At 68.4% G+C, this 23,548-nt stretch carries 25 protein-coding genes and 2 tRNA genes; 18 read left to right on the top strand and 9 right to left on the bottom strand.

Annotation, left to right across the window (positions count from 1 at the left end; translation table 11 throughout):
• Positions 1 to 34 precede the first annotated feature (34 nt).
• The 3 genes from U5A56_RS02765 to pncB all read right to left on the bottom strand — a co-directional run bounded on the left by U5A56_RS02765 (position 35) and on the right by pncB (position 3,463).
• Positions 35 to 1,465 carry a sodium:proton antiporter gene (locus U5A56_RS02765; protein WP_321920875.1) on the bottom strand — a complete coding sequence of 477 codons (1,431 nt, stop codon included), beginning with the start codon at positions 1,463 to 1,465 and terminating at the stop codon, positions 35 to 37.
• 52 nt (positions 1,466 to 1,517) lie between these two features.
• The gene (locus U5A56_RS02760; protein ID WP_321798386.1) at positions 1,518 to 2,180 is read right to left on the bottom strand and encodes a lactate utilization protein C; all 663 of its coding nucleotides are present in this window, start codon (positions 2,178 to 2,180) and stop codon (positions 1,518 to 1,520) included.
• A gap of 86 nt (positions 2,181 to 2,266) precedes the next feature.
• Positions 2,267 to 3,463 carry a nicotinate phosphoribosyltransferase gene (gene pncB, locus U5A56_RS02755; RefSeq protein ID WP_321920874.1) on the bottom strand — a complete coding sequence of 399 codons (1,197 nt, stop codon included), beginning with the start codon at positions 3,461 to 3,463 and terminating at the stop codon, positions 2,267 to 2,269.
• A gap of 281 nt (positions 3,464 to 3,744) precedes the next feature.
• Here pncB and fdxA point away from each other — a divergent pair, with 281 nt between their 5' ends.
• The 8 genes from fdxA to U5A56_RS02715 all read left to right on the top strand — a co-directional run bounded on the left by fdxA (position 3,745) and on the right by U5A56_RS02715 (position 8,121).
• Positions 3,745 to 4,068 carry a ferredoxin FdxA gene (gene fdxA, locus U5A56_RS02750; RefSeq protein ID WP_011351384.1) on the top strand — a complete coding sequence of 108 codons (324 nt, stop codon included), beginning with the start codon at positions 3,745 to 3,747 and terminating at the stop codon, positions 4,066 to 4,068.
• Positions 4,069 to 4,173: 105 nt separating this feature from the next.
• Positions 4,174 to 4,249, top strand: a tRNA-Asn gene (locus tag U5A56_RS02745).
• Positions 4,250 to 4,323: 74 nt separating this feature from the next.
• Positions 4,324 to 4,399 (top strand) — tRNA-Asn (locus tag U5A56_RS02740).
• A gap of 107 nt (positions 4,400 to 4,506) precedes the next feature.
• Complete coding sequence (locus U5A56_RS02735; protein ID WP_044844793.1) at positions 4,507 to 4,992, top strand: CreA family protein; 486 nt, start codon at positions 4,507 to 4,509, stop codon at positions 4,990 to 4,992.
• Between the two features lie 61 nt (positions 4,993 to 5,053).
• Positions 5,054 to 5,959 (top strand): AraC family transcriptional regulator, encoded by a 906-nt coding sequence (locus U5A56_RS02730; RefSeq protein ID WP_044844794.1) that lies wholly within the window; start codon positions 5,054 to 5,056, stop codon positions 5,957 to 5,959.
• 117 nt (positions 5,960 to 6,076) lie between these two features.
• Entirely contained in the window at positions 6,077 to 6,850 is a 774-nt protein-coding gene (locus tag U5A56_RS02725; RefSeq protein ID WP_321920873.1) for an AzlC family ABC transporter permease, read from the top strand.
• Positions 6,847 to 7,185: an AzlD domain-containing protein gene (locus U5A56_RS02720; protein WP_321920872.1), complete on the top strand. Its 339-nt coding sequence runs from the start codon at positions 6,847 to 6,849 to the stop codon at positions 7,183 to 7,185. The genes U5A56_RS02725 and U5A56_RS02720 overlap by 4 nt, the downstream gene beginning before the upstream one ends.
• 159 nt (positions 7,186 to 7,344) lie before the next feature.
• Entirely contained in the window at positions 7,345 to 8,121 is a 777-nt protein-coding gene (locus tag U5A56_RS02715; protein WP_044844797.1) for a DUF4088 family protein, read from the top strand.
• A 117-nt stretch (positions 8,122 to 8,238) separates the two neighbouring features.
• Here the strand turns inward: U5A56_RS02715 and U5A56_RS02710 are convergent, their stop codons facing one another.
• Entirely contained in the window at positions 8,239 to 8,649 is a 411-nt protein-coding gene (locus U5A56_RS02710; RefSeq protein WP_321798377.1) for a hypothetical protein, read from the bottom strand.
• Between the two features lie 280 nt (positions 8,650 to 8,929).
• Here U5A56_RS02710 and U5A56_RS02705 point away from each other — a divergent pair, with 280 nt between their 5' ends.
• The 3 genes from U5A56_RS02705 (at position 8,930) to fumC (ending at position 12,211) form a co-directional block, all read left to right on the top strand.
• Positions 8,930 to 9,148 (top strand): RNA-binding S4 domain-containing protein, encoded by a 219-nt coding sequence (locus tag U5A56_RS02705; RefSeq protein ID WP_006753074.1) that lies wholly within the window; start codon positions 8,930 to 8,932, stop codon positions 9,146 to 9,148.
• 129 nt (positions 9,149 to 9,277) lie between these two features.
• A complete protein-coding gene (gene norM / locus U5A56_RS02700) occupies positions 9,278 to 10,666 on the top strand; it encodes a multidrug efflux MATE transporter NorM (RefSeq protein WP_124487478.1) in 1,389 nt (462 codons plus the stop codon).
• A gap of 150 nt (positions 10,667 to 10,816) precedes the next feature.
• Complete coding sequence (fumC, locus tag U5A56_RS02695; RefSeq protein ID WP_321920871.1) at positions 10,817 to 12,211, top strand: class II fumarate hydratase; 1,395 nt, start codon at positions 10,817 to 10,819, stop codon at positions 12,209 to 12,211.
• 57 nt (positions 12,212 to 12,268) lie between these two features.
• Here fumC and U5A56_RS02690 read toward each other — a convergent pair whose 3' ends face one another.
• Together U5A56_RS02690 and U5A56_RS02685 are read right to left on the bottom strand one after the other, a co-directional pair.
• Positions 12,269 to 12,781 carry an acyl-CoA thioesterase gene (locus tag U5A56_RS02690; protein WP_014897688.1) on the bottom strand — a complete coding sequence of 171 codons (513 nt, stop codon included), beginning with the start codon at positions 12,779 to 12,781 and terminating at the stop codon, positions 12,269 to 12,271.
• Between the two features lie 136 nt (positions 12,782 to 12,917).
• On the bottom strand, positions 12,918 to 13,058 hold the full coding sequence (locus U5A56_RS02685) for a hypothetical protein (protein WP_185500387.1): 141 nt from the start codon (positions 13,056 to 13,058) through the stop codon (positions 12,918 to 12,920).
• Between the two features lie 178 nt (positions 13,059 to 13,236).
• Between U5A56_RS02685 and U5A56_RS02680 the strand changes: the two genes are divergently transcribed.
• Together U5A56_RS02680 and U5A56_RS02675 are read left to right on the top strand one after the other, a co-directional pair.
• The gene (locus tag U5A56_RS02680) at positions 13,237 to 13,944 is read left to right on the top strand and encodes a helix-turn-helix transcriptional regulator (RefSeq protein WP_321920870.1); all 708 of its coding nucleotides are present in this window, start codon (positions 13,237 to 13,239) and stop codon (positions 13,942 to 13,944) included.
• A gap of 162 nt (positions 13,945 to 14,106) precedes the next feature.
• On the top strand, positions 14,107 to 16,644 hold the full coding sequence (locus U5A56_RS02675; RefSeq protein WP_321920869.1) for a DUF6600 domain-containing protein: 2,538 nt from the start codon (positions 14,107 to 14,109) through the stop codon (positions 16,642 to 16,644).
• Between the two features lie 103 nt (positions 16,645 to 16,747).
• Here U5A56_RS02675 and U5A56_RS02670 read toward each other — a convergent pair whose 3' ends face one another.
• Positions 16,748 to 17,719: a thymidylate synthase gene (locus U5A56_RS02670; RefSeq protein WP_044844804.1), complete on the bottom strand. Its 972-nt coding sequence runs from the start codon at positions 17,717 to 17,719 to the stop codon at positions 16,748 to 16,750.
• Between the two features lie 42 nt (positions 17,720 to 17,761).
• Positions 17,762 to 19,159 carry a sigma-54 dependent transcriptional regulator gene (locus U5A56_RS02665; RefSeq protein WP_044844805.1) on the bottom strand — a complete coding sequence of 466 codons (1,398 nt, stop codon included), beginning with the start codon at positions 19,157 to 19,159 and terminating at the stop codon, positions 17,762 to 17,764.
• Here U5A56_RS02665 and U5A56_RS02660 point away from each other — a divergent pair.
• The 3 genes from U5A56_RS02660 to U5A56_RS02650 all read left to right on the top strand — a co-directional run bounded on the left by U5A56_RS02660 (position 19,139) and on the right by U5A56_RS02650 (position 20,743).
• A complete protein-coding gene (locus tag U5A56_RS02660; protein WP_185641329.1) occupies positions 19,139 to 19,537 on the top strand; it encodes a hypothetical protein in 399 nt (132 codons plus the stop codon). The two genes, U5A56_RS02665 and U5A56_RS02660, sit on opposite strands and share 21 nt — an antisense overlap.
• Before the next feature lie 123 nt (positions 19,538 to 19,660).
• A complete protein-coding gene (locus U5A56_RS02655; protein ID WP_321920868.1) occupies positions 19,661 to 19,987 on the top strand; it encodes a hypothetical protein in 327 nt (108 codons plus the stop codon).
• 255 nt (positions 19,988 to 20,242) lie between these two features.
• Positions 20,243 to 20,743, top strand: coding sequence for a dihydrofolate reductase (locus U5A56_RS02650; protein WP_044844807.1), 501 nt, complete (start codon positions 20,243 to 20,245; stop codon positions 20,741 to 20,743).
• Between the two features lie 90 nt (positions 20,744 to 20,833).
• Here the strand turns inward: U5A56_RS02650 and pmbA are convergent, their stop codons facing one another.
• Positions 20,834 to 22,204 (bottom strand): metalloprotease PmbA, encoded by a 1,371-nt coding sequence (gene pmbA, locus U5A56_RS02645; RefSeq protein ID WP_044844808.1) that lies wholly within the window; start codon positions 22,202 to 22,204, stop codon positions 20,834 to 20,836.
• A 128-nt stretch (positions 22,205 to 22,332) separates the two neighbouring features.
• Between pmbA and yjgA the strand changes: the two genes are divergently transcribed.
• The gene (gene yjgA / locus U5A56_RS02640) at positions 22,333 to 22,938 is read left to right on the top strand and encodes a ribosome biogenesis factor YjgA (RefSeq protein ID WP_311766850.1); all 606 of its coding nucleotides are present in this window, start codon (positions 22,333 to 22,335) and stop codon (positions 22,936 to 22,938) included.
• Positions 22,922 to 23,539 (top strand): molybdopterin adenylyltransferase, encoded by a 618-nt coding sequence (gene mog / locus U5A56_RS02635; protein ID WP_081259227.1) that lies wholly within the window; start codon positions 22,922 to 22,924, stop codon positions 23,537 to 23,539. The genes yjgA and mog overlap by 17 nt, the downstream gene beginning before the upstream one ends.
• Positions 23,540 to 23,548 lie beyond the last annotated feature (9 nt).

Raw genomic sequence — 23,548 nt, 5'->3', positions numbered from 1 at the left:
CGGAACCGTCCGCGCTTGGTTGAAAATCGTCAGCCTACGCCGTGAAGAAGATCCACGACGTCAGCAGGAATACAGGTACCAGGATCACGAGCGCCCAGCCGAGATACGCGAAGAAGCTCGGCATCTTCACGCCGCGCGATTCCGCGATCGCCTTCACCATGAAGTTCGGCGCGTTGCCGATGTAGCTGTTCGCGCCCATGAACACGGCCCCCGCGGAGATCGCGGCGAGCGTCGTCGCGCCCGCCGTCATCAGCGCTTGCGCGTCGCCGCCCGCGAGGTTGAAGAACACGAGGTAGGTCGGCGCGTTGTCGAGGAACGACGACAACAGGCCGGTGGCCCAGAAGTACATCGCATCGATCGGCTTGCCGTCCGACCCCGTCACGAGATGGACGATCTGCGCGAACGCACCGTCCGCCCCCGCGCGCAGGATCACGATCACCGGCGCGATCGTCACGAAGATCCCCGCGAACAGCTTCGCGACCTCCTCGATCGGCGCCCAGTTGAACGCGTTGCCTTCGCGCGCGGAGCGCGGCGTCAGCGCGAGCGACGCGAGTGCCACGACAACCAGCGCGACGTCGCGCACGAGATTCTGCAGCGCGACGTGTGTGCCCCACACGTCGAACGCGATGCCCGGCTTCCAGATGCCGCTCATCAGCACGAGGCCGACCACGGCCGCGAGCAGCACGAAGTTGACCTTGCCGTCGATCGACAGCGCGCCATCGTCGGGTGTCGGGTCGAGCACGACCGGCCGCTCCTCGCCGCCCTTCCGGTAGAAGTACGTATCGAGCACGAAGAACAGCGTCAGCAGCACCGCGCAGATGAACAGCATCGGCAGCGCGAGATGCGTGGTCGTCCAGAAGAAGCTCACGCCGTTCAGGAAGCCGAGGAACAGCGGCGGATCGCCGAGCGGCGACAGCGAGCCGCCCGCGTTCGCGACGAGGAAGATGAAGAAGATCACGACGTGCACGACGTGCTTGCGATTGTCGTTCGCGCGCAGCAGCGGCCGGATCAGCAGCATCGCGGCGCCCGTCGTGCCCATCACGCTCGCGAGCAGCGTACCGAGCGCGAGGATCGCGGTGTTCAGCTTCGGCGTGCCGTGCAGATTGCCGTTGACGCAAATGCCGCCGGCGACCGTATACAGCGCGGTCAGCAGCACGATGAACGGGATGTACTCCTCGAGCAGCGCGTGCACCAGCGTTCCGAACGCCGTGCCCGCGCCGAACGCGACCGCGAACGGGACCAGAAACGCGATCGCCCACGCCGCGGCGATCTTGCCGAAGTGGTGATGCCAGAACACCGGCGCGACGAGCGGGAACACCGCGATGGACAGCAGGACCCCGGCGAACGGAATGCCCCAGAGTGCGGACAGCGTGGCACCGTCGAGCGTGGCGGCCGATGCGAGCGCGGGAACGGCGCCAAGCGCGGCTCCCGACGCCATGCCCGCCCAGGCGGCATGTCGTTTCATGCAGAACTTCCTTGTGCGAGTGAGTCGAGTGAGGATCGATCGGACGCGATCGTCATGCACCGCGCACGACGATCGCGTGAACGCGGTACGGGCCGTGTGCGCCGAGCACGATGGTCTGCTCGATATCGCCGGTGCGCGACGGGCCCGATACGAAATTGACCGCGCGCGGCAATTCGCCGCGCTCCGCGCGAATCAGCGCGAATGCGTCTTCATGGCCCGCGACGATCCGCGACGCCGGCACGATCGCGATGTGGGTTTCCGGCAGCAGCCCGGCCGATGCATAGGTGTCGGGGCCGGACAGCAGCACCAGCGAGCCCGTTTCGGCGGTGGCGCAAAAGCACCCGGTGAGGCCGACGAGGTCGCCGTCGCGCGGCTTGCGGCATTCGACCGACAGGCCGGCGCCGGCCCAGTCTAGCTCGGCCAGCGTGCGCCATGCGACGGCCTGCATCGGCAAGCCGTGAGCGGAAAGATAGCGGGCAACGGCGGCGGGCGCGTCGGCCAGCGTCGCGACTTCGTCGACCGTCGTCGACAGGCGCGCCGCTTCATCGACGAATGCGGCGACGAGGTCGGCCGGCATCGGCGGGCGCGGCCCCTCGGGATGGCGGGCGAGATAGTCGGCGACGCCGTCGCGCTCCGCTGCATCGGGCTCGGGCGCACGTCCTTGCGCCGCGCGAATGCGTGCGAGGATCTGGCGACGGGCAGCGGAAGTGTCCATGAACGGTCCTCGTGACGTTGGCGTGCGATACCGTCGGATTATACCGGCCGCCCCCGCCGCGACGCACCTGGCCGCATGGCCGACGCTTACTGCGATGCGTCGTCGGCCGGCTGCGCGATGCCGAACACCTGGCGCAGGTACGCGAGATACGCCTTGTCGTCGCACATGCTCTTGCCCGGCGTATCCGACAGCTTCGCGACCGGCTGGCCGTTGCAGCGGACCATCTTGATCACGATCTGCAGCGGCACGTAGCCGAGATCGTTCGTGAGGTTGGTGCCGACGCCGAACGCGAGCTTGCAGCGGCCGCGGAACCGTTCGTACAGCTGCATGACCCTCGGGATGTCGAGCGCGTCCGAGAACACGAGCACCTTGGTACGCGGATCGCAGCGGTTCGCCTCGTAGTGGCGCAGCATGCGCTCGCCCCACTCGAACGGGTCGCCCGAATCGTGGCGCGCGCCATCGAACAGCTTGCAGAAGTACATGTCGAAGTCGTTCAGGAACGCGTCCATCCCGTAGACGTCCGACAGCGCGATCCCGAGGTCGCCGCGATACTCCTTTGCCCACATCTCGAAACCGTAGGTCTGCGAATCGCGCAGCCGCGGGCCGAGCGCCTGGCAGGCCTGCAGGTATTCGTGCGCCATCGTGCCGAGCGGCGTCAGGCCGTGCTTCATCGCGTAGAACACGTTGCTCGTGCCCGCGAACTGCGGCCCGAGCCCGTCGCGCAGCGTCAGCGCGACCTCTTCGTGCCAGACCTTCGAGAAGCGCCGGCGCGTGCCGTAGTCGGCGATCTTGCAGTCGGCGAACTCGGGCTTCGCGCCGAGCAGCTTGATCTTCTCGCCCAGCCGCTCGCGGCCTTCGCGATAGTCGGGCTCGCGCTGCGTGTTGCGGAAATAGACCTCGTTGACGATCGCGAGCACCGGGATCTCGAACAGGATCGTGTGCAGCCACGGCCCTTCGATCACGATGTCGATCTCGCCGTTGCCCTTCGGCGAAGGCGTGATCGAGATGTACTTCTCGTTCAGGTGGAACAGCGCGAGGAAGTCGACGAAGTCGCTCTTGATGAAGCGCATGCGCCGCAGGTAGTCGAGTTCGTCGTCGGTGAAGCGCAGCGCACACAGGCCGCGCACCTCGTCGCGGATCTCGTCGATGTACGGCACGAGATCGACGCCGGGCGTGCGACACCGGAACCGGTACTCGACGTTTGCGGCAGGAAAGTGATGCAGGACGACCTGCATCATCGTGAACTTGTAGAGATCCGTGTCGAGCAGCGAAGTGATGATCATGTTTGCGGCACCGCCAATATCGTGACAGGCCCGGCGCACCGCGCGCCGCCCGGTCTGTCGGCCATGTTACCCGAATGCGGGCCCGACCATCGTGAAACCGCCCTGCCCGACGCGCCGGGCGCACGGCCGCACGCGCCGCGCCCGCCGCCAGCCCCATAAACTAATCACGAAACGATATAAGCCGGAAAGCCGACCACGCCATGCGGGTTTTGCGCTTCAGTTACAATGCCGCTTTTGGCGCACACGCCACCCCATATATACCGCCAAGCAGGAGCGTTTTAATGACTCACGTTGTGACCGAAGGCTGCATCAAGTGCAAATACACGGATTGCGTGGATGTGTGCCCGGTGGATTGCTTCCGTGAAGGTCCCAACTTTCTCGCCATCGATCCGGACGAGTGCATCGACTGCGCCGTGTGCGTCGCCGAGTGCCCGACCAATGCGATCTATGCCGAAGAAGACGTTCCGGGCGACCAGCAGCAGTTCACCGCGCTGAACGCCGAGCTGGCGAAGGACTGGCCGTCGATCACGAAGACCAAGCCGGCACCGGCCGACGCGGACGAGTGGAAGGACGTGCAGGACAAGCTGCACCTGCTCGAGCGCTGATCGCGCAGCGGCGCTGCAAAAATTTTTTGGTGCGCCGCCGCTCAAAAGTGTTGACAGGTTAGCGAACACTCCATACAATCTCGTTTCTCTGCTGTTGTTGTTTGTTCCCCGATAGCTCAGTCGGTAGAGCGCCGGACTGTTAATCCGTAGGTCCCTGGTTCGAGCCCAGGTCGGGGAGCCAAAAAACAAAGGCCCGTTGAAAGTGGACGGGTTTTTTGTTGGTTACCGAACACGCAAGCAGATGTACCGATTTATTCCCCGATAGCTCAGTCGGTAGAGCGCCGGACTGTTAATCCGTAGGTCCCTGGTTCGAGCCCAGGTCGGGGAGCCAGACAGCGAAAGGCCCGTCATTCGACGGGCCTTTTGTTTTTCCGGCGCCCGCCGGTCACCGCCGCGCATGCTAGAGTTTCTGTCCCGCATTCGCATCCGGTTCCGTCGATGAAGCACCGCCTCCTTTCCGCCGCGTCGCTCGCCCTTCTGCTCTCCGCCTTTGCCACCGCGCCGCTCGCGCACGCGGAGGAAGTCGGCAGCGTCAACACCCATTTCCGCGTGACGGGCTCCGACCGCGTGGTCGTCGAAGCGTACGACGATCCGCTCGTGACGGGCGTCACCTGCTACGTGTCGCGGGCGCGCACCGGCGGGATCAAGGGCACGCTCGGCGTCGCCGAGGATCCGAGCGAAGCGTCGATCGCGTGCCGGCAAGTCGGCCCGCTCAGCTTCAAGGAGCCGCTCAAGCAGCAGACCGACGTGTTCAGCGAACGGATGTCGTTCATCTTCAAGACGCTGCACGTCGTGCGCGTGGTGGACAAGAAGCGCAACACGCTCGTCTATCTGACCTACAGCGACCGCATCGTCAGCGGCAGCCCGAAGAACGCCGTGACCGCCGTGCCGATGCCGGCCGGCACGACGATTCCGGTCAAGTAAGCCCGCGCCGGCCGGGCGCGCGAGCGCTACACTGTCGATTCGACCGCCCTCGCGCCCGACCATGTCCGCCCCCCGCCTTCTTCCGGACTCCGCACGTTACTGGCGCACGCCGCTGCTGCCGGACGCGGATCTGCTCACCGCCACCTATCGCGACCATACATTCGCGCCGCACTGGCACGACGCGTACACGATCCCCGTGATCCTCGAGGGGGCGGAGCGCTACACCTGTCGCGGCAGCGGCCACGTCGCCGAAACGGGCACCGTGCCCGTGATCAATCCCGGCGAAGTGCACACCGGCTCGCGCGCGACCGACGAAGGCTGGTGCTATCGCGTGAGCTACGTGCCGGTCGACTACATTCGCGCGCTCGCGAGCGCGATCGCGGGGCGGCCGCAGGATGCGCCATGGTTCCCGTCCGACGTGATCCGCGACACGGATCTCGCGGCACGGCTCGCGCTGGCCCACCGGATGATGGAGGCCGGCAGCGAACGCATGCCGCCGTTCCACCCCCACGAGCAGCCGGCCGCCAATGATCCGGCCGCCGCGGCACAGCGCGCGTACGATCCGCTCGCCGCCGAAACGGCGATGCTCGATGCGCTGTCGACACTGATCGCGCGCCATGCCGACGCGCGGCTGCAACCGGCGGCGCTCGCGGCCGACGAACCGCGCGTCGACGCGATGCGCGAGCGGCTCGCCGCCGATCTCACGGGCACGGTCACGCTTGACGACGTCGCGCAGGCCGCCGGCCTGTCGCCGTTTCACGCGGCGCGCCTGTTCACGCGCACGACCGGGATGCCGCCGCATGCGTGGCGCAACCAGCTGCGGCTGCAGCGCGCGCTTGCGCCGTTGCGCGCGGGCGTGCCGATCGCCGATGTCGCCGCGGCCAGCGGCTTCGTCGACCAGAGTCACTTCACGCGGCATTTCAAACGAATGTTCGGCGTGCCGCCCGGACGCTGGCAGGCGCGCTGACGCCTTTCCCTGCATTCGACGACGGACCGCAACCCGCACGCACGCAGCGCCATCGGCACCCGCGCGGGCGCAAGAACATACAAGCCGCCGCTGCATCACCCCGCTATCCTCCATTTCATGGAGACGCGCCCCTTGAACCCCACACCCACACCTACGCCCCCGCCTCGCCGCCCGCTCAACGAATGGCTCGACGGCGCACGCGACACGATCCCGATGATGATCGGCGCGGCACCGTTCGGCGTGATCTTCGGCACGCTCGTCGGCGGCGGCCCGCTCGCCGCATGGCACGGCGCGCTGATGTCGCTCGCGGTGTTCGCGGGCTCCGCGCAATTCATCGCACTCGGCCTGATCGCGGGCAGCGCGAGCTTCGTCGTCGTGCTCGCGACGACGCTGATCGTGAACCTGCGTCACCTGCTGTACAGCGCGACGCTCGCGCCGTACGTCGCGCACCTGCCGCTGCGCTGGCGCGCGACGCTCGGCGCGCTGATGACCGACGAGGTGTTCGCGGTCGCCTACGCGCACTACCGCCACTTCCCGCCCGGCGCGATCGGCCCGCACTACTTCTTCGGCTCGGGCCTCGCGATGTATCTGAACTGGCAGATCTGGACGCTCGCGGGCATCGGCTTCGGCGCGGCCTTCCCCGGCCTCCAGTCGCTCGGCCTCGATTTCGCGATGGCGGCCACCTTCATCGCGATCGTCGTCCCGCAGCTCGGCACGCTGCGCTATCTGGCGGCCGCCGCGACGGCCGGCACGCTCGCGTACTTCTGGCAGGGCTGGCCGTACAAGCTCGGGCTGCTGGGCGCGGTCGCCGCCGGCGTCGTGGTCGGCGTCGCGCTCACGCTGCTGCACGAGCGTTCGCGCACCGCTTCACGCACGGAGGCCGCATCGTGAGCTACGCGCTGCTGATCCTCGGGATGGCCGTGATCACCTATGCGATCCGGACGACGCTGTTCCTGTTCGGCGAGCGGCTGACCTTCCCGCCGCTCGTGCGAACCGCGCTCGGCTTCGTGCCCATCACCGTGCTGACCGCGATCATCGTGCCGATGACCGTCTCGCCGCACGGCGGCACGGCCGAGCTGACCTGGCGCAATTCGCAGCTGGTCGGCGCGCTCGCCGCCGTGCTCGTGTCGGCGACGACACGCCGGCCGCTCGTGACGATCGCGGTCGGGCTCGCGGTGTTCTTCTTCTGGCAAGGGGTCGTGATGCCGCACTGGCTGCCGGCCTGAGCGGACCTCGCCGGCCGCGCTCAAGTTTCCGTCCGGCGCGCCGATATAGGAAGTGAAGACCCGCCATCGGCCTCGGCGCGAACCGGTCCGTCGACGCCGCGCCCGCACCGGTGCGCGATGTCGGCCGCCGGCCCGCGCGGGCCGCCATCGAGACGATTCATGGGCCAGATCACCCTTTCCCTCAAGGACGACACGCTTGCGTCCCTGCGCAAGGACTACGACGCGTTCGTGCGCGTGTCGCTGAAACTCGACCCGCAGTTCGCGACGCCGTCGTTCGAGGATTTCCTGCGCGCCAAGCTGCTCGACAACATGGTGCCGCTGACCGAGCACGCCGTGCAGCGGATGCTCGAGGGCGGCCAGTACGCGTGGGCGAAGCGCACGCTCGACAAGGAATTCCCGGACGTCGTCGCGATCCTGATGCGGCAGGCCGGCGAATTCGGCTTCGGCTTCGCGTCGCGCTCCGAATGGACGCCCGACGAGCTCGCGAAGGCGTGCCGCGACTGGGCCAAGGCGATCGTCGCCGAAGCGCAGGGCGATGCGTCGCTGGTCGATCCGCTCGCGGCGCAGATCAAGAGCGCGGTCCACGACATCCAGGCGCTCGAGGAATCGATGCAGACGCCCGCGTGGCGGCTCGCGGAATCGCTGCGCCAGCGCATCTACGAGGCGAAGCTCGCGTGCGAGATGAGCGTCGGCAGCGCCGCGCGCGACAAGCTCGGCGAACTGCGCGGCCTGCTGCGGCTCGGGCTCGCGCACGGCTCGTTCCAGAAACAGGAAGCGCAGCAGATCATGGAATACCTGCGGCTGCTGAAGCCCGAGATCTTCGTCGACGAGCCATACGACGTATTCACGCGGCTCGCCGCGTGGCTGCGCAGCGTATTTACCCCGTCCGCGGCACGACCGGCGCACGGACCGGGGCCGGAGCAGCGCCGGCCGTGACGGCCCGCGTCCACGCATGAAGAACGGCCCGGTTCGCGCGAAGCGAACCGGGCCGCCGGTCGATCGCCGTCACGACGCGCCGTCCGGGGCGAGCGTCGTGCGACGTCGGGGTGCCGCTTACTGCGCGGCACCCGAGGCCGATGCACCGCCCTGCACGCCGGCCGACGCACTGCCTTCGACCGCTTCGTCCCCCACCTTCGACTTCGCCGAGCCGGCGTGATGCTTGGCCGACTTCGCCGCATGCTTCGCGTGCTTCTTGGTCGAGTGGACCGACGACGCCGCCGTATCCTTCGCGCCGTCCGCTGCCGCGCCAACCGCATCGGTTGCGCCGCCGACCGCGTTGCCCGACGCATTCGCGCCGGCACCACCCTGCATACCCGCGTCTGCGCCTGCCCCCGCTGCCGGCGCCTGCGTCTGCACGCCGGCGCCTGCGGCGCCTTGCGCCGCGACGCCGGTCTGCGCGAATGCGGCCGAAGTGGCGAACGCCGTCAGCGCGGCACCGATCAGCATCGTACGAATTTTGGACATGACAATCCTCCTCAAGAAGTTGTGGGCGCGGAGCGCATCGATACGCTCCGTCGCGTCCCCTGCCGCGACACGCAGCAGGTACGATGAAAGACCCGCGGGCGGCACGGCCGGTTCTCGAATCTCTCAGACTGTTACCCACCGTTTCATTTGCTGACGAATCGCTCACAGTCCTTAACAGCTACGGGGCGCAAACATGCGCGCGCGGCCGCACTCGCGCGCGGGCCCGCGGTGCCGTATGATGCGGGGCGATTCCTCCCGCGCGTCGCGCGCCTCCTTCGTCATGCCCAACCTGGATTTCACGCTGACCGGCGAATACGTCGAGCTGCACAACCTTCTCAAGATCACCGGCCTCGCCGACAGCGGCGGCACCGCGAAGATGTTCGTCGCGTCCGGCGCGGTGAAAGTCGACGGCGTGGTCGAACTGCGCAAGACCTGCAAGATCCGCGCGGGCCAGGTCGTGCTGTTCGGCGATACGCGGATCGCGGTTCACGACGCCTAGCGGTTCCCCCTGACCGTGACATGGCCATCGGCGCGCGCGTTCGACACCGTTCGAATAAAGCCGTAAGCTAGCCGTCTCTCAAAATAAATACAGACAGCGCGGGCCCGCACCCGCGCGAGCGCCCATTCCATGTCGCATTCCGGTCTTACGCGGACGGCCGCCGCGCCGCCGTCGCTGTCCAGTCATGCCGCCGATACCGCGCGCCTCGCCGCGCCGCTCGCGATCGCACAACTCTCGCAAATGGCGATGAGCGTCACCGACACGGTGCTGCTCGGCTCGCTCGGCCCCGATTCACTCGCGGCCGGCGGCCTCGGCGCGAACTTCTTCTTCGTCATCGTGACCGTGCTGCAGGGTGTGCTCTCGTCGGTCAGCGTGAGCGTCGCGCATGCGCGCGGCGCGCAGGCGGAACACCGCGTGCCGCACATCTACTGGACCGGCTTCGTGCTGTCCGTGCTGCTCGCGATTCCGGCGATCGTCGCGCTGTCGCTGTCCGAACCGATCCTGCTGATGTTCCACGAGCCGCCCACGCTCGCGCGTCACGTCGGCGAGTACACCGGCATCCTGCGGTTCGCGGCGCTCGGCAGCCTGATCGGCGTCGGGCTGATGCGCGCCTTCCTGCCGGCGATCGGCGCCGCACGGCGGCTGCTGTGGGTATCGATCGGCGGCGTCGGCGTGAACGGCGTGCTGAACTACGGACTGATCCACGGCGCCTTCGGCTTGCCGCGGCTCGGCTTCCTCGGCTCGGCGGTCGCGACGACCATCACCATCTGGCTCACCGCGCTCGCGCTGATCTGGCTGCTGCACGGCCGCCAGCGGTTCCGCCATTTCGTGACCGCCGCTCGCCCGAAACTGCCGATGATGGGCGAGCTGATCGGCATCGGCTGGCCGGTGGCGATCACATACGGGGTCGAATCGACGCTGTTTCTCGCCACGGGCCTGACCATCGGCGTGCTCGGCGCGACGTCGCTTGCCGCGCACCAGATCGCACTGAACGTCGCGTCGGTGGCGTTCATGGTGCCGCTCGCGATCGGCCAGGCCGCCAACGTGCGGGTCGGCTATTGGGTCGGCGCCGGCCAGCCGGTCGCCGCGCGGCATGCGGGCTTCGTCGCGCTCGGCCTCGGCGTCGCGTTCATGTCGCTGTCGGGGCTCGTGCTGATCGTCGTGCCGCATGCGATCGTCGGCCTGTACCTCCAGCTCGACGATCCGGCCAACGCGGCGACCGTGTCGCTGGCCGCGTCGCTCCTCGGCATTGCCGCGGTGTTCCAGATCGTCGACGGCATGCAGACCGTCGGCTCGGGCGCGCTGCGCGGACTGCGCGATACGCGCATCCCGATGCTCGCGGCGACCCTCGGCTACTGGGGCATCGGCTTCCCGACCGGTTACTGGCTGGCGTTCCATGCCGGCCTCGGCGCACGCGGCCTGTGGTGGGGGCTCGCGGCTGGCCTCGCGAGCGTCGCCGCGCTGATGGCCTGGCGCTTCCATCTGAAGAGCGCATCGCTCGTCGCATCGACGCGCTGAGCGCGACACGACGCAAAATCGCGGCCGGCGCTATGCTTGTCGATTGAAGAGATCGAAGACCCAGGACGCCGCAGCAGCGGCGCGACTGCCTCACGATACGCCCGACGCCGCGCGACGCGCGGCCTTTCCCCTTCCCAAGAGGAGTGCATCATGAACGAAGCAGTTCGGATGGAACGCGACACGTTCGGCGAGATCGCCGTGCCGGCCGACCGGCTCTGGGGCGCGCAGACGGAACGCTCGCTGCAGAATTTCCGGATCTCGACGGAGAAGCAGTCGCCCGAGCTGATCCACGCGCTCGCGATCGTCAAGCGCGCCGCGGCCGCCGTGAACCAGTCGCTCGGCGTGCTGGCCGACGACAAGGCGCGCGCGATCATCGACGCGGCCGACGAGATCATCGCGGGCAAGCATCCGCGCGAATTCCCGCTCGCCGTATGGCAGACGGGCTCCGGCACGCAGACCAACATGAACCTCAACGAGGTGATCGCGAACCGGGCGAGCGAACTGCTCGGCGGCGAGCGCGGCGAAGCACGCAAGGTCCACCCGAACGACGACGTGAACCGCGGCCAGTCGTCGAACGACGTGTTCCCGACCGCGATGCACGTCGCGGCCGCGTACGCGATCGTCAACCATCTGCTGCCCGCGCTGCGCACGCTGCGCGCGACGCTCGACGCGAAGTCGAAGGCCTTCGCCGATATCGTGAAGATCGGCCGCACGCACCTGCAGGACGCGACGCCGCTCACGCTCGGGCAGGAATTTTCCGGTTACGTCGCGCAGCTCGACCAGGGCATTCGGCACGTCGAATCGGCGCTGCCGCACCTGTACGAACTCGCGCTCGGCGGTACCGCCGTCGGCACCGGGCTGAACGCGCATCCGGAGTTCGCTGTGCGCGTCGCCGACGAGATCGGCCGGCTGACGACGCTGCCGTTCGTGACCGCGCCGAGCAAGTTCGAGGTGATGGCGGCCGCCGACGCGCTGGTGTTCGCGCACGGCGCGCTGAAGACGGTCGCGGCCGGCCTGATGAAGATCGCCAACGACGTCCGCTGGCTCGCGAGCGGGCCGCGCTGCGGGCTCGGCGAACTGTCGATTCCGGAAAACGAGCCGGGCAGCTCGATCATGCCGGGCAAGGTGAACCCGACGCAGTCGGAAGCCGTGACGATGCTGTGCTGCCAGGTGTTCGGCAACGACGTCGCGGTGAACGTCGGCGGCGCGAGCGGCAACTTCGAGCTGAACGTGTTCCGGCCGATGATCGCGCACAACGTGCTGCAATCGGTGCGGCTGCTCGCCGACGGCGCGCAGAGCTTCAACGACCACTGCGCGGCGGGCATCGAGCCGAACCGCGCGCGCATCGACCTGCTGCTGAACGAATCGCTGATGCTCGTGACCGCGCTCAATCCGCACATCGGCTACGACAAGGCCGCGCAGATCGCGAAGAAGGCGCACAAGGAAGGCACGACGCTGAAGGCCGCCGCGCTTGCGCTCGGCTACCTGACCGAGGCGGAATTCGACGCGTGGGTGCGCCCCGAGGAAATGATCGGATCGCGGTAATCGCGGGGGCGACGCGATGATGCGACGGGCGCGGCGCGAACGCCGCGCCCGTTGTCGTCAGACGGTGCCCTTCGCCACTTCCTCGGGCTTCATCTCGACGATCTTGTCGAGCGCGGCGCGCACGTCGGCCGCATACTTCGCGAGCACCTTCTGCTCGTCGGTCTCGGGCACGAACGGCGGCACCGGCACCGGGTTGCCGTTCTCGTCGACCGCGACGAACACGACTAGGCAGTCGGTCGTCTGGCGCAGCACGCCGCCCTTCGGATCGCCGGCGTGCACGGACACATGGATGTGCATGCTGGTGCGGCCCGTCGCGACGACGCGCGCCTTCAGCTCGACCAGGTTGCCGACGAGGATCGGACGCTGGAAGCGGATGTTGCCGACGCTGACCGTCACGCAATAGCGGCTCGACCAGACCGCCGCGCACGCATACGCGACCTCGTCGATCCACTTCATCAGCGCGCCGCCATGCACCTTGCCGCCGAAGTTCACGGACGACGGCTCGGCGAGGAAGCGGAATACGGTTTCGGTGCGGTCGAGGGCGGCCGGTACGGGGGATGGTTGGGACATCGTGGTAGCTCCAGGCGGCGGGGGTACGGCAATCGGCGCATTATACGTTGCACTGCGGCAACACGTCGCAGCGCCCGCCGCACGGCCGGCCGCGGCCGTGCGCCGAGCCGGCATCGGCACCGGCGATCGACGTCCGTCAGCGGCGCACCGTGATGCCCTGATCGATCGTCCCGTACATCTCGAGGCTGCCGCCCCGCTCGCCGGCGGCGCCCGCACCGCCCTGCGCACAGGCCGCGCAAAGGAACGCGGCGGCCAACAGGCAGAAAATCGTCTTCATCGTTGCATCGTGTCGCATCCGGCGGCCCAGTGCCGCCGCGTCCGGCCATTCTACGCGTGCGCGGCCGGCGACCGCGGGTCGCGCACCGCCCCGCCGCATCCGACATTTCACCCGAACCCGAAACATCGAATGTGCGCAGCACCTACACTGCAGCCATTCCGCCTGACGAGACACGACGATGATCGATCAAGACGACCACCACTTTCCGGGCCTGAGCCGGATCGGCGCACTGATCGCCGATCCGGGGCGCGCCGCGATGCTGTGGGTGCTGATGGACGGCAGCGCGCGGCCGGCCGGCGAACTGACGATGATCGCTGGGCTGTCGCCGTCCGCGGCGAGCGCGCACCTCGCGCGCCTGACCGAAGGCGGCCTGCTCGCGCTCGACGTGCGCGGCCGGCACCGCTACTACCGGCTCGCGTCGGCCGACATCGCGGCGTCGCTCGAGGCGCTCGCGAACGTGGCCCGCGCGGCCGCGCCGAACCGTCCGGTGCCGCCGCCGTCGCGCGCGGTGCCGGCCGAACTGCGCTACGCGCGCACCTGCTACGACCACATGGCCGGCGAACTCGCGGTCCGCATCTTCGACGGGCTCACCGCACGCGGCTGGCTGCAGGCGGACGGCGACGCGATCGAAGCCACCGAACTCGGCACCCAGGCGCTCGCGCGCTGGGGCATCGACGTCGCGCAGCAGCGCACGCGCCGCCGCCGCTTCGCATGCGGCTGCCTCGACTGGAGCGAGCGCCGCCCCCATCTCGGCGGCGCGCTCGGCGCGGCACTGCTCGACAGCTTCTGCGCCCACGGCTGGATCGAGCGCACCGCACGGCCGCGCGTGCTGCGCGTCACCGTGCCCGGACAGCAGGTTTTCGACGACTGGCTTACGTCCGCTTGACGCATACATTGCGACGGGACGACAACGGCGCGCGGTGGACAGGTTTTGTTACATCGCGTGCCATTCGACTTACAAAACACCGAGCACTGAAACAGGCCGAGCGGATATCGTGAATTCAACGGCACGAATCGACGCGCCGCGATAACGACGAAGACGCTCACCATGGCTTCCCTGTTCACGCTCAAGCGAACCGCCCGCTGCACGCTGCTCGCGTTCGCCGCGCTGGCGACCGTGCCCACCGCATTCGCGCAAACGACCGAGGCCGCCGCGTATGCGGCCGCCGCCCGGCAACCGGGCGGCGATCCGCCGAGCCGCGTCGCCCGGCTCAACTACAAGTCGGGTGCCGTGACGACGGAGCCCGCCGGCACCGATACGTGGTCGTACGCCGCCGTGAACCGGCCGCTGACCACCGGCGACCAGTTGTGGAACGATGCCGGCGCGCGCTCGGAACTGCACATCGGCTCGACGGCGGTGCGACTCGGCGAATCGACAAGCCTGTCGGTGCTGAACCTCGACGACACCACGACGCAGCTGAAGGTCGGGCTCGGCACCGTATCGACGCACGTGCGCGATCTGCCGTCCGGCGGGTCGTACGAAATCGACACGCCCAATCTCGCGCTCGGCATCTCGGGCCCGGGCGACTATCGCGTCGACGTCGCGCCGAACGGCGCGAGCACGACGGTCACCGTGCGCAGCGGCAGCGCCACCGTCTACGGCAGCAACGGGCAGTATCCGCTGTCGCCCGGACAGCAGGTCGTGTTCACCGGCACCGACCTGCAGGTCGCGCAGCAATCGGCCGCGCCGGCCCCCGATGCGCTCGACCAGTGGGCCGCCGGCCGCGATGCGGCCGAGCAGCGCTCGGTGTCGGCCCGCTACGTATCGCGCGACGTGCCCGGCTATCAGGATCTCGACGCGAACGGCACGTGGCGCGAAACCCCGAATTACGGCGAGGTCTGGGTGCCGAACGACACGCCCGCCGACTGGGCGCCGTATCACGACGGTCACTGGATCTGGCAGGCGCCGTGGGGCTGGACCTGGGTCGACGATGCGCCGTGGGGCTTCGCGCCGTATCACTACGGCCGCTGGGCCTATGTCGACGACAGCTGGGCGTGGGTGCCCGGCCCGATGGTCGTCAGCCAGCCGCCCGTCTACGCGCCGGCGCTCGTCGCCTTCGTGGGCGGCGGCGGCGGTCCCGACTGGAGCGTCGCGCTGACGGTCGGCGGCGTCGCGGCGGCCGGCTGCGCATGGTTCGCACTCGGCCCGGGCGAACCCTGGCATCCCGGCTGGGGCGGCTGGAGCCCGCATTACTACGATCGCGTGAACCGGAACATCGTGGTCAACAACGTGACGGTCAACAAGACCGTGAACGTGACGAACATCACCAACATCACGAACATCAACAAGACGTACGTGAACTTCCGCGCGCCGCATGCGATCACGGCCGTGCCGGCGTCCGCGTTCGTGCACGGCCAGCCGGTCGCGCACTTCGCGCAACGCGTCGATCCGCAGCAGTGGCGCAACGCGCACGTGATGCCGGGCACGCCCGGCATTGCGCCGGTACGCCAGAGCTTGACCGGCGGACTGCGCACGGCCAGCTACCGTCCGCCGGCGGCGCTCGGACAGCACACGTTCGTCGCGACGCGCAATCCGGCCGTGCCGGCCGCCTATCGTGACCAGGCGGCCGCGCACCTCGCACGGCAGGGCCAGCACGTGCCGGGCGCAGGCGCACCGGTCGCGAGGACGAGCGTGCCGGCCGACTACCAGGCGCGCCCGGTCCGCGTTCCGGGCAACCCGAAAACCGGTGCGTGGGCGATGCGCAACGTGCAGCTCGTGAATCCGCACGGTCCCGTCGTGCAACCGGCGCACGCACCACGCGATGGCCAGCCGGCACCGGCCCAGGCCGCGCGGCCTGGTGCGCCGATGCCGGTCGTGGCGGACGGCGCACGACCGACGAACGGCGAAGCCCCCAATGCGCCGCGCTTCGCCAACGGTGCGATGCCGCAGGCGCCGGGCAATCCGGCTCCGCATCAGGCGTTGAGCCCCGGAAATGGCGTCCCGCATCCGCCGGCGGCCGCCAACGGGGCGGCCGGGCGCGACAACACGCATGCGGCCGCGGCGCCCGCGCCCGCGTGGATGCAGCCGCACACGCCGATGGAGCGTCAGCGCCCGACGCCGCCGACGGCACTCCACGCAGCGGGACAGAACGCGCTGCCGCCCGTGCGCAGCGCGGCGCCGGTCCCGCATCCGGAAGCCACGCCCGGTGCGCAGCCCGCCCGTCGGCAGGAAACGCCGCGCGCGTTGCCGCAACCGCGACTCGACATGACCGCGCAGATTCCGCAGCAGCGTCCGCGCCCCGATTTCGCGGCACCGGCCCAGCATGCGCAGCCGCGGCCCGAGCGGACCGCTCCGGCACCGCAACCGCGCCCCGAATTCGCGCAACCGGCACCGCGCCGCGAAGTCGCGCCGGCGCACGTGAACGAGTACCGTCCGCCCGCGCCCGCCGTGCATGACATGCCGCGACCGCAGCCGCAGGCCCCGCGCATGGAGCCGCGGCCGTCGATGCCCGCGCCGCACATGGAACCGCGGCCGTCCATGCCCGCGCCGCGCATGGAACCGCGGCCGCAACCGGCACCGCACGTCGAGGCGCCGCACCCGGGCAATCCGCCGGCCGGCGGCCACGACGAGCGGCGCCACCAGTAATCCGACCGCTGAAACGGCAAGGCCCGACCCGGCGAGTGCCGGTCGGGCCTTCTTCATGCTGCCTGGCGCGGGTCGCGTCACCCGCCGCCGTCGCAGGCCGGGCTCAGACCGCCATCGGCGCGGTCAGCGGCTCATGGTGACGGTAGCCGACGAGCGAGAAATCCGACGGCTCGATCTGCTCGAGCCATTCGGGCGCATAAACGCCGGTCTTCGCGTAGTCCGGCACGCGCTCGGCAATTTCGAGCCGCGGGCTGTCGTACGGCTCGCGCGTGAGCTGCTGCTGCAGCATGTCGAGCTGGTTCTCGTAGATGTGCGCGTCACCGATGAAGTACGTGAACCAGCGCGGCGTGTAGCCCGTCAGCCGGCCGACGAGCGACAGCAGCGCGGCCCCTTCCGTCAGGTTGAACGGCGTGCCGAGCCCGACATCGTTGCTGCGGATGTACAGGCACAGCGAAATCTCGCGCTTCGTGACGTTCGGCAGGAACTGGTACAGCAGATGGCAGGCGGGCAGCGCGATCTGGTCGAGTACGGCCGGATTCCATGCGTGAAACAGGATGCGGCGGTCGGCCGGGTTCTCCATGATCGTGTCGAGACACTGGCGCAGCTGGTCGATTGCCTTGTACAGCAGCACCTTCGGCACCCCGTCCTCGTCGAAACGCGTGACGATCCGGAAACCGCGGCGCGTCGCGTCGGCGATCTGCGCCTCGGCGCCCGCGTCGAGCACCTTGTAGCCGGGCCACTGGCGCCATTGCACGCCGTACACGTCACCCAGGTCGTCGACGCCCTGGCGGTACGGGTTCGCGAGCCACTGCGCGTTGTCGTTCGCGTTCGCGTCCCACACCTTGCAGCCGAGCGCGCGGAAATCGGCCGCGCTGCGCGATGCGCGCAGGAAACCGACCAGTTCGCCGATCGCGGACTTGAACGCGAGCTTCTTGGTCGTGACCGCCGGGAAACCTTGCTGCAGGTCGAACCGCAGCATCGCACCGGGCATGCTGATGGTGCGGATGCCCGTGCGGTTCTCCTGCCAGGTGCCGGTGTCGAGGATGGTGCGAACGAGGTCGAGGTACTGTTTCATGCGGGTTCCTTCGGCCGCGAGGGCGACCGTTACCCGCCAATTCTAGCAAGCGTGATGCCGAACCTCCGGCAACGGCGCCGAAAACCCGCCCAGCGGGTCGCCGCGATCGCGCATGCCATGCGCGCACATCAGCCGGTACAGCGTGACGCGCGACACGCCCAGTTCGCGCGCCGCGTCGGCAAACCGGCCGCGGTGACGCAGCAGCGCCTGCTCGATCACCTGCCGTTCGGCCGCTTCGCGCGCCTCGGTGAGCGAGACGGGCGCCAGTACCGCGAATTCGTTGAGTTCGAGATCGGCCGCGGTAATCATCCGGCCCTCCGACATCACGATCGCGCGGCGCACGCGATTGATCAGCTCGCGCACGTTGCCCGGCCACGAATAGCCGTACAGCGCGGCGATCGCGTCCGGCGAGAAGCCGCGCAGGCGGCGATGCGCATCCCCCTTGAAACGCTCGAGCATGTGGCGCGCCAGCAGTTCGATATCCTTGCCGCGTGCGCGCAGCGGCGGCTCCTCGATCTTCAACACGCACAGCCGATGAAACAGGTCCTCGCGGAACCGCCCTTCGCGCAGCGCCGCTTCCATGTCCACGTGCGTCGCACAGATCACGCGCACGTCGACCGGCACCGATACATGCGCGCCGAGCCGTTCGATCTTGCCTTCCTGCAGGAACCGCAGCAGGCTCGCCTGGCTCTCGAGCGGCAGGTCGCCGATCTCGTCGAGAAACAGCGTGCCGCCGTTCGCGGCCTCGACCCTGCCGATCTTGCGCTGGTTCGCGCCCGTAAACGCGCCGCGCTCATAGCCGAACAGTTCGGCCTGGAGCAGCGTCGACGGAATCGCACCGCAATTGATCGCGACGAACGGCGCTTGCGCGCGCGCCGAGCGCTCGTGGATCGCCACGGCCGTCAGTTCCTTGCCGGTACCCGATTCGCCGGAGATGAACACCGGCGCATCGGTCGTCGCCACGCGCCGGATCGTCCTGAACAGCCCGAGTATCGCGTCGCAGGTGCCGACCATCTCGCCTTCGGCGCGTCCGGCACCGACGGGTGCGGCTACCGGCTCGGTCAGCGCGATCATGCCGTGCGCATGCCCGATGGTCTCGACGATGCGCGCCGCCTCGTACGGCATCGTGACGTAGTCGAAGCAATAGTCACGAATGAGATGCCGCAGCGTGGCGTCCTGCAGCTGGCCGCGCCGGGTCGCCGCGATCCAGCCGATGTGCTGGATGCTCAGACACGCTTCGAGTTCGCGCAGATCCGCGGGTCGAAAACCCGGCGAGAAATCGAGCAGGCCGGCCGTTGCCACGCCGTGCTGCACGACACGCCGCACGTCGCGTGCGCTTTCCGCAAGATCGACGCGCCACCCGCATTCGTCGAAATGCCCGCGCAACGCGTCGTTCGGCTCGCGCGAGAAGTAGATCACATGCCGCTGCTCGGCTCCCATATGCTCACCCCGTTCATCAACCGTCTAACGATTGCCGTACACGCCAAGTCGCGTGCAAAAGGATCGAACCGGGTCAGCCGAAGCGGCTCGATTCGCCATGCCGATGCGCGGCGACGACAGGCCTCGCATGATGGCGCTCATCTCGCGTCCAGTTATTTTTTTGATCAAGACAGCTTAGTTATAGGCGCCGAATACGACAAACCGATTGCAGCGCGGATGAGCGAACGGTCGAATCGCTCAGTGGTCGACGTTGATCAATCGTCTGCACATAGAAACGCGCAGCGACGCGTACCTGCATCGACACACGCGCAAATTTTCATCCTTGAAGCGTATCGATTGAATCCGCAGTATTCCCGAGCCCCCTCGTTTCACGCCTGAAACATTTCCCGGCGTTTTCGATCGCTAGTCACGACGCTTCCCCGCAAATCGCAGACGCGGCAATGCGCTTCGCCCGATGGCATGCATTTCGCTGAACGCGTAACGGATCGGGAGAAGGCGGCCATGCGAACAATTTTTTTGCAGTCTTGTGTGCAGATGACGATTGCATTCGCACTCGCCTGCCACTTCATGCCGGCACGCTCGGAAGAAAGCACGAGGCCCGAACGCGCGATGCCGCTTGCCGGTAACGCGCCGCGCATGCAACAGGACCACCGCTTCCGAATCGTGCCCGTCGCCGCGCCGCGAGCGCGTTCGTCAGACAAGTCGTCGGTGACGCTGTGGGACGAACTCGTCCCGCCGGCCCGGCTGCCGATACCGATTCCTGTGGCGCTCCCCGGCAACGTGCAGCATGCTATGGAAGGACACGCAGGGAACCGCATGCATCAATAATCCGCACACGACTCCATCATGCCGCTTGATCGATGAGGATTGCAGAATAAAATGAACGGCGCAGGTCCTTTCCTGCAGCGTCGACTTCGCGACGCGAACCGTTTTTTGTGTCCGTCCCCCGGCGGGCACTCTTTTTATTCAGGACATCACGGAGCAAACGCCGCACCTACGCCCGCGCATCCGCCCCGGCGCGGTCGCGCGCCGCCATTCCGGTAGAATCGGCGCCATTCCGGTTCTCCTCTTCCCCCGACCTTCATGACGACGTTGACCCTGATCGTCGCGCGCGCCCGCAACGGCATCATCGGCCGCGACAACCAGTTGCCCTGGAAACTTCCCGAGGACCTCGCGTTCTTCAAGCGCACGACGATGGGCGCGCCGATCGTGATGGGCCGCAAGACCCACGAGTCGATCGGCCGGCCGTTGCCGGGCCGCCGCAATATCGTCGTCACGCGCGACGCAGCGCGCCGCTTCGACGGCTGCGACACGGTCACGTCGCTCGCCGACGCGCTCGCGCTCGCCGCGCGCGACGGCGCGCCCGAAGCATTCCTGATCGGCGGCGCACAACTCTATGCGGAAGGCCTCGCGCTCGCCGACAAGCTGGTCGTCACCGAGATCGATGCCGACTTCGACGGCGATGCGTCGTTCCCGGCGCCCGATCCCGCGCACTGGCGCGAAGTCTCGCGCGACCCGCACCAGGCCGCCACGCCCAATACGTTCGGCTATGCGTTCGTCGTGTACGAGCGCAAGCGCGGCTGACACTCGGCACGCGGCACGCGACAAAAAAGCCCGACCGGCTCATGAACGCCGGTCGGGCTTTTCGTTTCCTGGCGGCCGATGCCGCGCCGCTTACTGCCCGGCGATCGTCATCTGCTCGATCAGCACCGAGCCCGTTTCCTTCGTACCGCGCACGATCGAATCCGCGCCGATCGCGACGATATGCCGGAACATCTCCTGCAGCGTGCTCGCGACGGTGATTTCCTCGACCGGATACTGGATCACGCCGTTCTCGACCCAGAAGCCGGCCGCGCCGCGTGAATAGTCGCCGGTCACGTAGTTCACGCCCTGCCCCATCAGCTCGGTCAGCAGCAGGCCCGTGCCGAGCTTCTTCAGCATCGCGTCGAAATCGTCGCCCGGCTGCGTGTTCGAGCTGCGCAGCGCGAGGTTGTGCGAGCCGCCCGCGTTGCCGGTGGTCTGCGTGCCGAGCTTGCGTGCCGAATAGGTCGACAGGAAGTAGCCTTCGACGACACCGTCGTTGACGACGCTGCGCGCACGCGTGCGCACGCCTTCCTCGTCGAACGGCGCGCTGCCCATCGCGCGCGGCACGTGCGGATCCTCGACGACCTGCACGTGCGGTGCGAACACCGGCTTGCCGAGGCTGTCGACGAGGAACGACGTCTTGCGGTACAGCGCGCCGCCGCTGACGGCCTGCACGAACGCGCCGAGCAGGCCGGCCGCGAGCGGTGCCTCGAACAGCACGGGCACCTTGCGGGTGTCGAGACGGCGCGCGCCCATCCGCGCCAGCGCACGCTCGGCCGCATAGCGCCCGACGGCTTCCGGCGCCGCGAGATCGACCGCGCTGCGCTTCGACGAATACCAGTCGTCGCGCTGCATGTGGCGGCCGGTGCCCGCGATCGGCGCGCACGCGATGTAGTGGCGCGAGTACGGGTAGCCGGCGAGGAAACCGCGCGACGTCGCGAGCACGAACTGCGAATGCTGCGCCGACACGCTCGCGCCTTCCGAGTTGCGGATCTGCGGGCTGACCGCGAACGCGGCGTCCTCCGCGCGGCGGGCGAGCTCGACGGCCTCGTCGGCCGTCAGCGCCCACGGGTGATAGAGGTCGAGGTCGCGCGGGTCGGTTTCGAGCAGTTCGGCCTCGGCGAGGCCGGCCGCGTCGTCCTCGGCCGTGAAGCGCGCGATGTTGTACGCGGCGGCGACGGTATCCTTGATCGCGGCCGGCGAGAAGTCCGACGTGCTCGCGTTGCCGCGCTTCTTGCCGATGAACACCGTCACGCCGACCATCTTGTCGCGGTTGTGTTCGATCGTCTCGACCTCGCCGCGGCGCACCGACACCGACAGGCCGTCGCCTTCGGAGATTTCGGTCGCGGCGTCCGTCGCGCCGAGCGCCTTCGCATGGCGAAGGATGTCCGAGGCAATTTCTTTGAGCTGGTCCTGCGTGTGCGGGAAATAGCGCGCTTGTACGTCGAGATTGGCTGCCATCGTCGTGATATCCGGTGGCGGGCGATCCGCCCGCATGGTCAAAATGTTGCGTATCCCGCGATCATAGCAAGGTCCGGGGCCATATACCGACAAGCTTGGGGCGTCCGCGCCGCGATACAATGCCGCCCATGACACGCAAAACCCGAATCCAGCCGATCGAGCACGCCGACGACGACGCCGGCAATGGCTACGATCGCCCCAGCAAATCCCAGTTGAAACGCGAGATGCACGCGCTGCAGGAGCTCGGCCAGGCCCTGGTCGACCTGCCGAAGGACGCGCTCAAGCGCATGCCGATGCCCGAGGACCTCGCGGACGCCGTGCGCGAGGCACGCCGGATCACCGACCACGAAGGCAAGCGCCGCCAGCTCCAGTACGTCGGCCGCGTGATGCGCTCGCTGACCGACGACGAAACGGCCGCGCTGCGCACCGCGCTCGACGCCCAGCGAGGCGTGAACAAGGCCGCGACCGCCCGCCTGCACTGGATCGAGCGCACGCGCGACCAGCTGCTCGCGAACGACGACGCGCTGACCGAATTCCTCCGCCAGCACCCCGAAGCCGACATCCAGGAAGGCCGCACGCTGATCCGCAACGCGCGCAAGGAAGCGCAGCAAGGCAAGCCGCCGCGCTATTTCCGCGAGCTGTTCCAGTGGATCAAGACCGCGAGCGGTACCGACGAGGCGGAGGCAGACGAAGCGCCGGACGACGCCGGAGACGACCATGACGACGAAGCGTAACCACCCGGACGAACTCGTGGTCGGCCTCGTGTCGATCAGCGACCGCGCCAGCACGGGCGTCTACGAGGACAAGGGCATCCCGGCACTGCAGGAATGGCTCGCCGGCGCGCTGCGCTCGCCATGGCGCGCCGAAACCCGGCTGATCCAGGACGACGCGCCGACGATCTCCGCCACGCTGGCCGAACTCGTCGACGTCGCCGGCTGCGATCTGGTGCTGACGACGGGCGGCACCGGCCCGGCGCGGCGCGACGTGACGCCGGAAGCCACGCTGGCCGTGGCGACGAAGGAAATGCCGGGATTCGGCGAACAGATGCGGCAGATCAGCCTGAATTTCGTGCCGACCGCGATCCTGTCGCGGCAGGTCGCGGTGATTCGCGAGACGGCCGACCACGCGGCGCTGATCATCAACCTGCCCGGCCAGCCGAAGTCAATCCGGGAAACGCTCGAAGGGCTGCGCGACGCCGACGGCAAGTCGACCGTGCCCGGCATCTTCGCGGCGGTGCCCTACTGCATCGACCTGATCGGCGGCCCGTACATCGAGACCGACGCCGCGGTGGTCGCGGCGTTCCGGCCGAAGAGCGCGCAGCGCGCGCCACGCTGAGCGCGTGCC

Origin of the sequence: Burkholderia sp. BCC1998 (assembly GCF_905339875.1) — a bacterium.
In the GTDB taxonomy this organism is placed as follows: Bacteria; Pseudomonadota; Gammaproteobacteria; order Burkholderiales; family Burkholderiaceae; genus Burkholderia.
Note: the sequence above shows the minus strand (reverse complement) of the source record. Positions and strands in the feature narration are given on the sequence as shown.